Origin of the sequence: Burkholderia theae, assembly GCF_048565265.1 — a bacterium.
In the GTDB taxonomy this organism is placed as follows: Bacteria; Pseudomonadota; Gammaproteobacteria; order Burkholderiales; family Burkholderiaceae; genus Burkholderia; species Burkholderia theae.
Window position 1 is genome coordinate 959191 of sequence record NZ_CP183463.1, and the last position, 12632, is coordinate 971822.

The 12632-nt window shown below is 65.6% G+C and carries 13 protein-coding genes; 2 read left to right on the top strand and 11 right to left on the bottom strand.

The features are described 5' to 3' along the window. Positions 1–257 precede the first annotated feature (257 nt). The 10 genes from ACN22W_RS36965 to ACN22W_RS37010 all read right to left on the bottom strand — a co-directional run bounded on the left by ACN22W_RS36965 (position 258) and on the right by ACN22W_RS37010 (position 8570). The gene (locus ACN22W_RS36965) at positions 258–428 is read right to left on the bottom strand and encodes a DUF2256 domain-containing protein (protein ID WP_009687752.1); all 171 of its coding nucleotides are present in this window, start codon (positions 426–428) and stop codon (positions 258–260) included. A 95-nt stretch (positions 429–523) separates the two neighbouring features. After that, positions 524–1063 carry a chalcone isomerase family protein gene (locus tag ACN22W_RS36970; protein ID WP_419690035.1) on the bottom strand — a complete coding sequence of 180 codons (540 nt, stop codon included), beginning with the start codon at positions 1061–1063 and terminating at the stop codon, positions 524–526. Position 1064: 1 nt separating this feature from the next. After that, the gene (locus ACN22W_RS36975; RefSeq protein ID WP_419690036.1) at positions 1065–2282 is read right to left on the bottom strand and encodes a class I SAM-dependent methyltransferase; all 1218 of its coding nucleotides are present in this window, start codon (positions 2280–2282) and stop codon (positions 1065–1067) included. Further along, positions 2279–3133, bottom strand: coding sequence for a DUF1365 domain-containing protein (locus ACN22W_RS36980; protein ID WP_419690037.1), 855 nt, complete (start codon positions 3131–3133; stop codon positions 2279–2281). The genes ACN22W_RS36975 and ACN22W_RS36980 overlap by 4 nt, the downstream gene beginning before the upstream one ends. Then, on the bottom strand, positions 3130–4434 hold the full coding sequence (locus ACN22W_RS36985; protein WP_419690038.1) for an NAD(P)/FAD-dependent oxidoreductase: 1305 nt from the start codon (positions 4432–4434) through the stop codon (positions 3130–3132). The genes ACN22W_RS36980 and ACN22W_RS36985 overlap by 4 nt, the downstream gene beginning before the upstream one ends. A 92-nt stretch (positions 4435–4526) precedes the next feature. Then, on the bottom strand, positions 4527–5147 hold the full coding sequence (locus ACN22W_RS36990; RefSeq protein ID WP_419690039.1) for a lipocalin family protein: 621 nt from the start codon (positions 5145–5147) through the stop codon (positions 4527–4529). Further along, entirely contained in the window at positions 5144–6244 is a 1101-nt protein-coding gene (locus tag ACN22W_RS36995; protein WP_419690040.1) for an SAM-dependent methyltransferase, read from the bottom strand. Before ACN22W_RS36995 ends, ACN22W_RS36990 begins: the two co-directional genes overlap by 4 nt. After that, positions 6241–7074: a DUF1295 domain-containing protein gene (locus tag ACN22W_RS37000; RefSeq protein ID WP_419690041.1), complete on the bottom strand. Its 834-nt coding sequence runs from the start codon at positions 7072–7074 to the stop codon at positions 6241–6243. The genes ACN22W_RS36995 and ACN22W_RS37000 overlap by 4 nt, the downstream gene beginning before the upstream one ends. Before the next feature lie 153 nt (positions 7075–7227). Next, the gene (locus ACN22W_RS37005; RefSeq protein ID WP_419690042.1) at positions 7228–7962 is read right to left on the bottom strand and encodes an anti-sigma factor; all 735 of its coding nucleotides are present in this window, start codon (positions 7960–7962) and stop codon (positions 7228–7230) included. Further along, entirely contained in the window at positions 7959–8570 is a 612-nt protein-coding gene (locus tag ACN22W_RS37010) for a sigma-70 family RNA polymerase sigma factor (RefSeq protein WP_419690043.1), read from the bottom strand. The genes ACN22W_RS37005 and ACN22W_RS37010 overlap by 4 nt, the downstream gene beginning before the upstream one ends. Before the next feature lie 250 nt (positions 8571–8820). On the opposite strand from ACN22W_RS37010, the gene ACN22W_RS37015 reads away from it, so the two are divergent. Beyond that, on the top strand, positions 8821–9390 hold the full coding sequence (locus ACN22W_RS37015; RefSeq protein WP_419690741.1) for a lipocalin family protein: 570 nt from the start codon (positions 8821–8823) through the stop codon (positions 9388–9390). Between the two features lie 284 nt (positions 9391–9674). Here ACN22W_RS37015 and ACN22W_RS37020 read toward each other — a convergent pair whose 3' ends face one another. Then, positions 9675–10334: a carbonic anhydrase gene (locus tag ACN22W_RS37020; RefSeq protein ID WP_419690044.1), complete on the bottom strand. Its 660-nt coding sequence runs from the start codon at positions 10332–10334 to the stop codon at positions 9675–9677. Between the two features lie 801 nt (positions 10335–11135). On the opposite strand from ACN22W_RS37020, the gene ACN22W_RS37025 reads away from it, so the two are divergent. After that, positions 11136–12626, top strand: a complete 1491-nt coding sequence (locus ACN22W_RS37025) for an ISNCY family transposase (protein WP_419690045.1) — start codon at positions 11136–11138, stop codon at positions 12624–12626. Positions 12627–12632: the final 6 nt, after the last annotated feature.

Here is a 12632-nt window from a genome sequence, read left to right on the forward strand (position 1 = left end):
CATTTGCGTGTCGATGCGGCGGGATCCGGTCCGCGGCCGTTCCCGCAAGCGTCGTGCAGTTGAAACGGGGCGGAGTGAACCGCCTGTAGGCAACCAGGCGGCCACGGGGAAGGGGGAGGACTGCTCTAACGAGCGCGCCTATGCGCGCACCGGCGCCGATCGATCCGGATTGCCCAAAACAGGCGCGAGCATTCCGTCTCGGATCGAAGCGCTAACCGGCCCCGCGCGCCGCTCGCGACCGGCTCATCAACGCGAAGTCACCAACGTGCAGCGTTTGGCTTCATGCGGGAACGCGGCCGTCGATTCCGACGGCAACGCTCCGAGCAATATCGGACTTCGTCCCAAGCGGCTTTCCATTTCTTTCTCCAGCTGAAAGGCAAGCCGCAGGTCTCGCATGTCTTCTCAGGCAAATGCATCTTGTTGACCATGGCGAATCACGCGTCGAGAAGGATTCCTGGCGAACTGTCCGGTCGAGCGGCGCTGCCGGCGTCGATACACCGGACCATCGCCGCTCACCGTCGAATCAGCGCGCATCGTCGCCCAACAACTGACGGCGCAACGACTTTGCCCGCGTGCGCGGGTCGAGCCAGATCGAGAAGAAGGCGCGCGCGAACGCCGGGTCGGTCACGTCGGCCGTGAGGCGGCCGTTGGTGTAGAAGCGTGCGCCGCGCTCGGGCACATACACTCCGCACAGCACGTCGCCGCGCGATACGTCGGTGAACGCCCGTTCGATATCGCGGCGCCATGCTTCGAGCGTCGCCGCCGGCAACGGCGCGGGTGCGAGTCGCTCGATTTCGTCCATGCCCGTCGAGACGAGCCGCTCGCCTTTCACGTCGTGACGGTAGGCCAGCGACAACGCAAACGGCGTGTCGAACGCGCCGGGGGGCCGGGGCGCCCACAGCTGGGCGTCGTACAGGCAGATGCCCAGTATGCAGAACCGGCCGGATCCGATCAGTCGCGCCGATGCGATGTCGTCGACGCAGCTCGCGCCGGCGAACAAAGGTGCAGCCAGCGCCGCGGCCGCGACCGCGACCGCGGCGAGCATCGCATGCCGGCGCCGCATGTCAGCCGCCCGGCGACACGATGAAATGCATCACGTCGGTCCGCCGCTCGGCAAATCCCGCTTCGCAATAGGCGAGATAGAGGCGCCAGGTGCGAATGAACGTCTCGTCGAACCGTTGCGCGCGCACCGAGTCGATGCGCGCCTCGAACGCGGCCCGCCAGGTGCGCAGCGTGCGCGCGTAGTCGTCGCCGAACGCGAGCACCGGTTCGGCGGCCAGGCCGGCCCGCCGCGCGGCATCGACGAAACGCTCCGGGCTCGGCAGCATCCCGCCGGGAAAGACGAACTCGCGAATGAAGTCGCTTGATGTGCGGTACGCGTCGAATAGCGACTCGATGATCGTGATCGATTGAATCAGCGCGCGAGCACCGGGCTTCAGGCGCTGCCTGAGCGTGTCGAAGTACACCGGCCAGAACGCTTCGCCCACGGCCTCGAACATCTCGATCGACACGATTGCGTCGTACTGGCCGTCGACGTCGCGATAGTCGCGCAATTCGAGCGTGACGCGATCGGACAGCCCGTCGCGCGCAACGCGTTCGGCGGCCAGCGCGTATTGCGCCTGCGAGATGGTGACGCCATGCACGCGGATGCGTTGCCGTGCCGCATGCACGGCGAACCCGCCCCAGCCGCAGCCGATCTCGAGCACGCGCATGCCGGCGCGCAGGCCGAGCGAATCGACGATGCGCTGATACTTCGCCGTTTGCGCGTCGGCGAGCGAACGCTGCGCGTCGTCGTCGAAGCAGGCGCTCGAATACGTCCACGTGTCGTCGAGCCACAATCCGTAAAAGTCGTTGCCGAGATCGTAGTGCGCGTGGATGTTGCGGCGGCTGCCGGCCCGCGTATTCATCCTCAGCCGGTGACGCAGCGCGTAACAGAGGCGTGCCAGGCGGCCGCCGGTCACCGTCGTCGCGATCACCGGCTGGTTGCGGATCGCGAGGCGCAGCAGCGCGACGAGTTCGGGCGTGTCGATCCAGCCGGCCCGATACGCTTCCGCGAATCCAATGTCGCCCGCGCGCAGGATCGCACGGCATGCCCGCCAGTCGCGGACCTGCAGCGTCGCAGCCGGCTGGCAGTGCGGATCGCCGAACACGTGCTGCGCGCCTTCGGGCGTCACGAGCGTCAGGTGCCCGTCGTGGATTTGCCGGAGCAGCGCGAGGAACAACCGGGCCGAGAGCTGCATCGCCGGTTGCGATGCGGGAGACAGCAGGCGCAGCAAGGTCATGGACGGGCCTCGTGATCGGACAGCGCCGAGCGGCCGCGTGGCGACGCGCCCGGCGAACGGGACAATGGCGAATCGGCAGCGGCAGGACGGCCGGGGGGCGTCTTGCCGTAGAACGGCACGCGCGCGAGCCACAGCCGCAGCGCTTGCCAATGAATGCGAATGACGACGTTGATCGTGTTCAGCGGCTGCCGGGCCAGCGCGCGCCACGCGCGTGCCGCCGTCAGCGGCGCGGACTGCATGGCGATTGCCGTGCGCAGCAGCAGACCGTCGTCGTCGCGATAGTCGATCGCCACGCTCAGGTGGTCGCCGCACTGACGCACGCGAAACGCGTAATTCCCGACGATGTCGCAAAACGGCGAGACGTGAAACGTCTTGCGGCAGACGAGCACGGTGTCGGCGTCGATCGGCGTGTGGCGCATCGCACTCAGCAGGTAGCCGTGGTGCGCACCGAACGTGTTGCGCACATCGGCGTACAGCGCGCGCAGCCGGCCCGCGCGGTCGTAGCAGTACCAGAAGCTCACCGGATTGAATGCGTACCCGAAGACGCGCGGGATCGTCTGCAGCCAGATCGGGCCGTCGGCGGGAATGCCGGCGTGCGCGAGGACATCGCGCATCCACGGGCCGAGCGCGCGGCCGTCGCGCGGGCCGTAGTCGCGGGAGGCGAGTGCGAGCGGGGCCCAGCGATCGATGCCGAACCAGCCGGCGTCGATCTCGGCCAGCCGCTCGACGTCGCAGCAGACCTGGAATATCGGGTACGCGAACGCGTGGCGCACCGGCCGCAGCCGTTCATGCATCACGGTGCCGACGAGAAGCCGGGCGGCCATGCCATCGCGGGCAAAGGGCGTGTTCATGGGCGAGCCCAGGCCGGCGCGATGCCGAAGCTGTGGGCGACGCGCAACGCCGATTTCAGTCCGTCCTCATGGAACCCGTAGCCCGTCCACGCTCCCGCAAACCACGTATTGCGCCGCCCTTGCAGCATCGGCAGACGATGCTGCGCATCCACGGCCGCGAGATCGAGCAGCGGGTGCTCGTAATCGTAGCGGCCGAGCTGGGTGTCGGGTGCGGGCTCGTCGACCGGATTCAACGTAACGACGACCGGCGAGCGGAACGGCAGCGGCTGCAACTGGTTGAGCAGGTAGCTCACGCACACGGGCGATTCGCCGCCCGTGCGCCTCGGCCGGCCGCCCAGGTAGTTCCATGCCGACCACACGCGCCGCCGGCGCGGCAGCAACGCGGTATCGGTATGAAGCACCGCGACGTTGTGCTGGTAGCGCACGGCGCCGAGCACGTCGCGCTCGGCCTTGCTCGCATCCGCGAGCAGCCGCAGGCTGGTCGGCGCATGGCACGCGAGCACGACCGCGTCGAAACGCTCGTGACCGGCTGTATCGGTCGCCACCGTCACGCCCGCGTCGTCGCGCCGTATCGCGCGGACTGGCGTATTCACGCGCACGTCGTCGAGCGTTGCGGCGATGCACTCGACATACTGCCGCGCGCCGCCCGCGACGGTGCGCCAGGTCGGCCGGTTGTTGACCTGCAGCAACGCGTGATTCAGGCAGAAGCGCAGGAAGGTCGCCGCCGGAAACCGCAGGATGTCGTTGGCCGCGCTCGACCAGATCGCGGCCGCCATCGGCAGCAGGTAGTGATGCTGGAACGATGCGCCGTAACCGCCGGCCGTGAGCAGTTCCCCGACCGAAAGACGCTGCCGGCTCGCCGATTCGAGGTGATTGTGCGCGGACGCGTTGAAGCGCAGGATGTCGCGCAACATCCCGAGAAAGGTCGGCGAGAACAAGTTGCGGCGTTGCGCGAACACCGTGTTCAGGTTGCTGCCGGCCCATTCGAGCCGGCCGCCGTCGACCGAAACCGAAAACGACATGTCGGTCGAATGGGCTGCCACGCCCAGTTCGTCGAACAGCGCGATCAGGTTCGGATAGGTCCGGTCGTTGAACACGAGGAATCCCGTGTCGACGGGGTGGCGTGCGCCGTCGAGGTCGACGTCGACCGTGTGCGTGTGACCGCCGAGGTAGTCGGCGGCCTCGAACAGCGTCACACGGTGACGGCGGCCCAGCAAGTACGCGCTGGCCAGGCCCGCGATGCCGGCGCCGACGACGGCAATCCGCCGGCCGGGCAGCGACATTGAAAGTTCCGGGTGCATCGCGAATGGTCTCCGTCAGTCACAAGTGCAGGTTCGGGAATCACATGTGCTCATATACGTCGCAACGCACGCGGCGGATGCAGGGGCTGCCGTCATTCGCGATCGCCGGGTGACGCGAAGCCCGGCTTGCCGATCTGGTCCTGTGTTTGCGGCACCCGCCTGAAGCGCGATGTGTCGTAACCCATCGCATCGAGCCGGGCGAGCAGCGAGCGATAGGTGGCCTCGTCCATCGTCGGCTCGCGCGAGAAGATCCAGCCGAGCGTCTTGCCCGGGTAGCCGAGGATCGTGTACCGGTAGTCGGGGTCGACGTAGAGCGTCAGTTGCGCGACATACACGGGCCAGAACAGCCGCACGCGCCATTCGCCACCGCCGCTGCCGGGCTTGACGGCGTCGACGAACCGATAGTGCTTCTCGGGCTGGTCGAAGCCGCCTTTGCGGCCGACGAACGCGTCGTCGATCCGGCCGTCTTCGCGCAGGCGCCACTCTGCCCGGCTGCCGACGAGGTGGCGTTCCGCGAAATACGGGATGTTCGCGATCACGTACCAGCGGCCCATGTAGCGCGGCAAGTCGACGGGTACGGTCGACAGCGGAACGGCGGCGCGAGGATTCGGGTTCGACGGGCTGCCCGAGCACCCGGCGGCGCCGATCGCGAGCGCCGTCACGACCGTGACGGCGGCACGGCGGAGAACCCGGTACGCGATCGCGGCCCTCATGCGAGCACCCGGCGCTTGTCGAAAAGATAGTGGGCGACGCCCCATTCCTGCCCGTCGGCATAGCCGAACAGCTCGGCGACCGCCATGTAGAACATCCGCCAGCGCTGGAACCAGATGCGGGCGTCGGCGCCGTAGACCGTCTCGAAAATCGGCATGATCCGGGGGCGCGCCGCATCGAGCGACACGAGCCACTGATTGGCCGTGCGGGCGTAGTGAGTCCCGTCGAGCCACCATTGGCGGGCGATGCGCACGTCGTCCTGGAACCGCAGCAGCAGGTCGGCCGACGGCATCGTCCCGCCCGTGAAGAAATAGCGCGACATCCAGTCGGTGTCGTCATTCACCGCGAAGTGATAGGCGAGCAGCTTGTGCGCGAAGATGTGCACGAAGAGCTTGCCGTCGTCGTGCATCCAGCGTGCGATTTTGGCGAGCAGTTGCCCGTAGTTCTTCATGTGCTCGAACATCTCGATCGAGAGCACACGGTCGAAACCGGCATCCGCGGGATCGAAGTCGAACTCCACCACGTTGCCGGTCACGATTCGCAGATTCGTCAGCCCGCGCTGCGCTGCGCACCGCTCGATGAAGTGGCGTTGACCGTGCGAATTCGACAGGCCGACGATCTGCGCGGCCGGATACCGTTCGGCGAGCCATAGCGACAGCGAACCCCAGCCGCATCCGAGGTCAAGAATGCGCTGGCTGTCCTCCAGCCTGGCGCGCTGCGCGTACAACGCCAGCATGGCCTCCTCTGCCTGCGACAGCGTTTCGTCGCCATGCGGGTAATAGCCGCACGAATATTTGAGCCGCGGGCCGAGATGGGCCTCGAAGAAGCTGTCGGGCACTTCGTAATGCTGCGTGTTCGCCGCGAGCGTCTCGATTGCGATCGGGCTCGCGCCCAATTCACGCACCAGCGTGTCGTAGCCCGCCGCGCGCCGTTCGCCGTCATACGCGTGTTCGTCGCGCAGGCGTTGCCGCATGAGCGAGCGCATGCCGGCCCGGATCAGCCGGTCCGGCAGCCAGCCGCGCTCGCAGCAGCGAATCAGCCAGGCGTCGTTGGGTGCCGCCGCCGAGGCCGGCGACGGTTGCGAGGTGGTAGCGGTCATGATCGGGTGCTCCGGTCTTCAGGGTGATCGGATTGAGCGGGGGAAGGGCCGGCAGCCGGCCTCGGAGGCCACGGAACGATGGCGCTGGTCGTGCGCATGTACTCGCGATAGCCCAGCCGGCTTTGCACCAGACGCGCTTCGAGCAGCGGCAAGCCGGATACCTTGAGCAGCAGCCATGCCATCAGGAGTGGCGGGAACAGCGTCAGCCAGCCCCACGGCATGCCGATCGCCAGCGCCGTATAGGCGAGCCAGTGCACGCACTCGAAAAAATAGTTGGGGTGCCGCGAATAGCGCCACCAGCCGGCGCGACAGACTTGGCCGCCGTAGTCGGGATTCGCGAGAAACCGCTTGAGTTGCCGGTCGGAGGCAGTCTCTCCGGCGACGGCGGCGATCCAGATCGCCACTGCCGCGGCAATCGCGAACCGGGACGGGGTTGCCGTGCTGTATGCGGGGATGAAGAACGCGATCGACAGCAGCATCGAGATCAGCAGCTGCAACTGGTACAGCCAGAACATGTTGCGCGGCGCGGCGTCGCCCCACTGCAGGCGGAACTGTCGATAGCGCGGGTCCTCCGGCTGCCCGCGATTGCGCCGCCACAGGTGCCGCGCAAGCCGCAGCCCCCAGACGCCGCCGCCGGCGGCGACGAGCGCACGATTCAATTCCGGGCCGGTAGCCAGCACGGCGATCAACACGGCTACGCCGCCGAGCGTCGCGGCCCAGACCGGATCGATCATCCCGGCGTTCCGGGAATGCAATTGGGCAATCCATACCGCCGTGAAGGACAGGATCAGTCCGACGAAGGCGAGGAGGGCAACGACGGCGGCGGGCATACGGGCTCCGAGGGCGCGATACTCTCTATACGGAGCCAGCGACCGATCGGATGCAGACGGATGCGAAGAGATGCGTGATCTCGTCGAGAGAGACGGCAGCGGGCGGCACGCCGCCGCGCTTTACGTTTACGGGTCGAGCGCGCGTTGCGCGCGTCAAGTGGTGTGCATCGCGCCGGTGGCGAGCACCGGCCCGGTCGGTTGGCCGCTCGGCGAGCCGCCGTGAGGCTCGAGCGATACGGCGAGCACCGCGCGTGCATCGAGTCGCGCGACGATCGCTTGCGGCAGCGTCATCGACGCCGGTGCGTTCGACGCGAATACGCCGAGCGAGATCGGCTTCGCATTCGGCGGAATCAGCCAGAGCTCCGTCGAGCGGTCCGCGGCGACCGGCGGCGTGTTCGCGGGAACCACGACCATCCGGGCACGCCGCAAGTCGACCGTGGCGGTCCACCGTGCGACGCCATCCGCTTGTGCCAGCGTGGCCGCCATGTAGTGGCTGTCTTCGGCAGCGGGGCGCGGCGGCGCTTCGCCCACCCGGATCACGTTGACCGTGAGCAGCCCGAGCGCCGCCACGCTCGCGCCCATGCCGACCCAGCGCCACAGTCGCAGGCTGTTCCACCATCCGTCGGATAGCGCAGCGCTGCGCGGGCGCGACGGCGGGATGAAGCCCAGTTGGTGCTGGATCCTCGTCCAGGTTCGCGCGGGCGGGTCGACGGGCATGACGTCGTCCGCGAGCGGGGCGAGGTGGCGCTGCCAGCGCTCGAGTGTGGCTTGCAACGCCGGGTCGCGCGCGGCGGCCTGTTCCAGCTCGCGGCGCGCGTCTGCGTCGAGCACGCCGAGCGCGTATTCCGCGCAGCGCAATTCGGGATTGTGATCGGCCGGCGTATTCATTGCTCCAGGCACACCTTCAGCTGCATCAGGCTGCGCCGGATCCAGCTCTTCATGGTTCCGAGCGGCACACGCATTCGCGCTGCCAGCTCACTGTAGGTCGCGCCGCTGAAGAAGGCCTCGCGCACCGCGCGGCCCTGCTGCGGATCGAGTTGCGCGAGGCATCGCTCGAGGCGCAGGCCCTCCTGCGAGGCCTCCGCCAGCGCGGCGGGCGTCGGATCTTCGGCGGGAAGCTCCAGTGCCTGTTCGTCGTCGAGTTGCGCGTCGCGATGCTGCCGCAAGCGGTCGATCGTCTTGTTGCGCGCCAGCGTGATCAGCCACGTCATCGCGCCGCCGCGCGCCGGGTCGAACGCGTCAATGCGTCGCCATGCGGTCGTGTAGACCTCCTGGAGGAGATCCTCGGCTTCCCCGTGATCGTGAAGCATGCGCACGATTGTCCCGAACACCCGCGACGCGGTCAGCCGGTACAACTCCGCGAAAGCCGCCTGGTCGCCGGTTGCTGCCTGAAGCATCACCCGGTTCAGATGTTCGCGGCGTGCGGCATCCGCATCGGCTTCGCGCGAAGGGGCTGAATGATCGAAGCCGCTGGCACCGCTTGGCGTGTCGCTCATGCGAAGTGGATGGCGCGGATCGCCATGATGTGAATGTCGAGCGAAATATAGCACTCTCGGATGCATGTGATCGAACGATCGGTGGCGCGCCCGCTGCACGTTGTGCGGCGCAACGCCCGCTGTGATTTCTTCGATTGGATACGAGCGACGCGTCCGCGCGGATGCAGGCAGCCGCAACGTGCGGCGAATGCGGCCGACTACCTTCGGTTGAGTGCACAATGACCGTGTTTCGTGTCTGGAGGGTCATTCAATGAAGCGAAGTATCGTGGGCCGGCCGATGTGGGCGGTGGGAGTGATCGTGGCGGGCGCCGCACTGGTGCTGGCGGGATGTGCAGGCTTCGCCGGCGGGCCCAGCGGGAATGCACACGTTCCGCAACCCGCGAAATCAGTCGATCTCAATCGCTACGTCGGCAGATGGTACGAGTTCGCGCGGTATGAAAACCGCTTCGAGCGCGGATGCGACGGCGTGACGGCCGAGTATGCAAAGCGGGAAGACGGTCTCATCAGCGTGCGCAATACCTGCCACGAAGGCGGGCCGGACGGCCGCGCGCGAAGCTCCGACGGGCGCGCAAAGATCGTGGCCGACAGCGGCGGCGCAAAGCTGAAAGTGTCGTTCTTCGGGCCGTTCTTCTTCGGCGATTACTGGGTGCTCGATCGCGCCGACGACTACTCATGGTCGATCGTCGGTGAACCGTCGGGTCGGTTCCTGTGGATCCTGACGCGGGATGCGAAGCCCTCCGCTGAACAGGCTGCGGCGCTTGTCGAACGGGTTCGGACGCTCGGTTACGACACGACGATGTTGCGGCGCACTGCGCATTAGGGCGACCGCACACAACACGCGCGAACGGCGCCATCGGGCCCGAAACAACGCCGAGCTCCGCTTATGCCCGCAGCCGTGGCCGATGGCGACGGCGGAACGCGGGATAACGCCGATGGAGTACACCTGATGGTGTCGATGCCGGTCAACGTGGAAGGCGTCCGCATTGACGCCGTTAGACTCGCGCGTGGGGTGGGGCGATACAAACCGGCGCTCCCGCTCTCGCTCCGAGAGGCGGATCATTGTGCACGCCCAATGCCAGGCATCGGGCGCGAACAGTCGGTGGCCTAGCTCTGAGCGCGGTCGCGCGAGTTCACGGCGACCACCGTGGGCGATTCGCCCAGCGGGACGAAACGTCGGGTGGTGCCGTCCAGCGCATCGATACCGCCCGTCTCGATGTCGTAGACCCAGCCGTGCAGGTTCAGGCGTCCTTGCTCCAGTGCAAGCGCGACTGAAGGGTGGGTGCGCAGGTTCGCCAGTTGCGCGATGACGTTTTCGCGCACGAGCCCGTCGAGTTTTGCGCGCGGCGTGACGTATTCGTGCGCGGCGTTGATGACTCGCGCGGAATCGGCATGACGCAGCCAGTTCGCGACGGCCGGCAGATGGTCGAGGCAGGTGCAGCGCGAAATCGCGCCCATCGCGCCGCAATCGGAGTGGCCGCAGATCACGATATCCCGAACGCCGAGAACGGCTACCGCGTACTCCACGGTGGCGGAAACGCCGCCGGGTTCCGGGCCGTACGACGGCACGATATTGCCCGCATTTCGGATCACGAACAGTTCGCCCGGCTCACGCTGAGTGAGCAGCTCAGGTACGACACGGCTGTCGGAGCACGTGACGAATAGCGCCTTGGGGTTCTGTGACGTGGCGAGTTGCTTGAAAAGTGCCTCACGTTGCGGGTAGATGTCGCGTTGAAAACGCAAAAAACCATCGATGATGTCTCGCATGCTCGCTCCAAAACTTCAGACGTATGATCAGCGCAGTTGCAAGCAGGTGCGCCTGCGCGGCGAGCATGATAATAGAGATATCAGGCGGGCGGGATGGCGCGCTGGGTCGCCCGGTATCTGACCCAGGAGAACGAATATTCCATAAATTTGACATAATTAACACTCACGATTTTTAATTGGAGTCGGAGTGTGAAGTTTCATCGGTCACGTGGGCACACCGTCCATCACGCCTATCAGGCGAGCGAACACGTGTTATCGCCAGGAAAGAGCGCGCGACGTCGAGAGTTTCGCAGACCGTTTCAATCGCCGCCTCCGGCAGCCAAGAAGCGTGTGTGATGTGATCTTCTTCCTTTAGGATTTTGACTTCCACCGTTTTTTTAGAAGTCGTTGCAGTTCCTTGATTTCCCCAATAGTAGCTGCAAGTTTTGATACCGACACAACGGTTTTCCTGCCATCACTGGTGCCAGACTGCCTTCCTGGTACTGCTTACGTCCGACCAACACATGGTTTCGGTTCACGCAGTGCCGCCTGGAAACGGCAAATACCGATGCGTCAGGTACTAGGAGTTTCCTGCATGATGGTGAATTTTCCTATGTCATGCGTCGACGACGGTGCTTCGGTTCACCAGAATTTCGGTTAGCTTCCCGTAATGACTAGACTCAGTGATAGACATAAGGCTAGCTTTCATGTAGGTGAGTTGTAGTGGCTAGATTGAAATGTCCGCTTTTGGCTACATAGAAATGTCCGCTTTCGTGCCACGTAAGCTGTCCGGCCGCCGGGTGTCCGGCGCCGGAGGCTGCGATGGCTGCAACGGAGCGGATCACGATGACGATGCGCGAGCTGGACAGGTTCAAGGTCATTCAAGACGTGGCGGACGGCAAGCTCAAGCCATGGCGTGCAGCGGAACGGCTGGAATTGACGACACGACAGATTCGCCGACTGGTCGCCCGGCTGCGTGAGCACGGTCCGGCGGGTTTGGTGTCGGGACACCGCGCGAAGCCCGGCAACCGCCGTCTGGACCCAGGAGACGCCGACCGGGCGCTGTCGATCATCCGCGATCGCTACGCCGATTTCGGACCGACACTGGCCTGCGAGAAGCTGTGGGAATGTCACGGCATTCGGCTGGCCAAGGAGACGGTCAGGACGCTGATGACGGAGGCAGGTTTATGGGTACCGCGTCGGCAGCGTCCGCCGAAGGTTTATCAGCCGCGAGCGCGCCGGGCCTGCCTGGGTGAATTGATCCAGATCGATGGCAGCGACCATCGGTGGTTCGAGGAACGGGCGCCGGCCTGCACGCTGTTGGTGTACGTCGACGACGCGACGAGCCGGTTGATGATGCTGCACTTCACGCAAACCGAATCGACCTTCAGCTACTTCGAAGCGACGCGCGCGTACATCGAACGGCACGGCAAACCTGGGGCGTTCTACAGCGACAAGGCCAGCGTGTTCCGCAACGTGAAGCCAGGCAGGACCGGTAACCGCGTGACACCGTTCGGCCGCGCGATGTACGAGTTGAACATCGACACGTTCTGCGCGAACAGCAGTTCAGCCAAGGGACGAGTCGAGCGCGCACATCTGACGTTGCAGGACCGATTGGTCAAGGAGATGCGATTGCGCGAAATCAACACGGTGGCCGACGCCAACGCTTACGCGCCCTCCTTCATGGCCGTCTACAACGCGCGCTTCGCGAAACCGCCGAAGAGCGACTTCAACGCGCACCGGCCGCTGCGGCCCGACGAGAGCTTGGATCTGGTGTTGACGTGGCGCGAGCCGCGGAAAGTGACGAAGTCGCTCACGGTGCAGTACGACCGGGTGATGTACTTGTTGGAGGACACGCCGGAGAACCGGAAGCTGATCGACCGACAGATCGAGGTGTGGGAGTACCCGGATGGGCGGATCGAAATCCGGTCTGACGATCGCGTGTTGCGCTGCAGGCAGTACGACCGTTTGGCTGAAATCGATCAGGGTGCCATCGTCGAGCACAAGCGTTTGAGTCATGTGCTGCAGGTCGCGCAAGCCCTTCAGGCACAACGCGATAACAGTCGAATCGGTAAAGCGCCGTCACGCACACATCGCGGCGACTCGACCCGGACCGACCGAAACGAACCCCAAGTGGGCAAGAAGAAGCAACGCAAGATCACGCAGGCCGACGTCGAGCATGTGATCGTGGATCTGGCGCAACGTAAACAGACCGCAAAGCCATCAGACAAACCTGGCCGTCGGTCTGCAAAGGCTGGGGAAACAAACGTGAGCGCCCTGCCCGTTCAGGCGCCGACCTTCGACACTGCGTAACGCTCA

Excerpts from the sequence above, each read along its gene's own strand:
- ACN22W_RS36965 (WP_009687752.1), bottom strand. The coding sequence starts at position 428 with ATGGTCAACAAGATGCATTTGCCTGAGAAGACATGCGAGACCTGCGGC.
- ACN22W_RS36970 (WP_419690035.1), bottom strand. The coding sequence starts at position 1,063 with ATGCGGCGCCGGCATGCGATGCTCGCCGCGGTCGCGGTCGCGGCCGCG.
- ACN22W_RS36975 (WP_419690036.1), bottom strand. The coding sequence starts at position 2,282 with ATGACCTTGCTGCGCCTGCTGTCTCCCGCATCGCAACCGGCGATGCAG.
- ACN22W_RS36980 (WP_419690037.1), bottom strand. The coding sequence starts at position 3,133 with ATGAACACGCCCTTTGCCCGCGATGGCATGGCCGCCCGGCTTCTCGTC.
- ACN22W_RS36985 (WP_419690038.1), bottom strand. The coding sequence starts at position 4,434 with ATGCACCCGGAACTTTCAATGTCGCTGCCCGGCCGGCGGATTGCCGTC.
- ACN22W_RS36990 (WP_419690039.1), bottom strand. The coding sequence starts at position 5,147 with ATGAGGGCCGCGATCGCGTACCGGGTTCTCCGCCGTGCCGCCGTCACG.
- ACN22W_RS36995 (WP_419690040.1), bottom strand. The coding sequence starts at position 6,244 with ATGACCGCTACCACCTCGCAACCGTCGCCGGCCTCGGCGGCGGCACCC.
- ACN22W_RS37000 (WP_419690041.1), bottom strand. The coding sequence starts at position 7,074 with ATGCCCGCCGCCGTCGTTGCCCTCCTCGCCTTCGTCGGACTGATCCTG.
- ACN22W_RS37005 (WP_419690042.1), bottom strand. The coding sequence starts at position 7,962 with ATGAATACGCCGGCCGATCACAATCCCGAATTGCGCTGCGCGGAATAC.
- ACN22W_RS37010 (WP_419690043.1), bottom strand. The coding sequence starts at position 8,570 with ATGAGCGACACGCCAAGCGGTGCCAGCGGCTTCGATCATTCAGCCCCT.
- ACN22W_RS37015 (WP_419690741.1), top strand. The coding sequence starts at position 8,821 with ATGAAGCGAAGTATCGTGGGCCGGCCGATGTGGGCGGTGGGAGTGATC.
- ACN22W_RS37020 (WP_419690044.1), bottom strand. The coding sequence starts at position 10,334 with ATGCGAGACATCATCGATGGTTTTTTGCGTTTTCAACGCGACATCTAC.
- ACN22W_RS37025 (WP_419690045.1), top strand. The coding sequence starts at position 11,136 with ATGGCTGCAACGGAGCGGATCACGATGACGATGCGCGAGCTGGACAGG.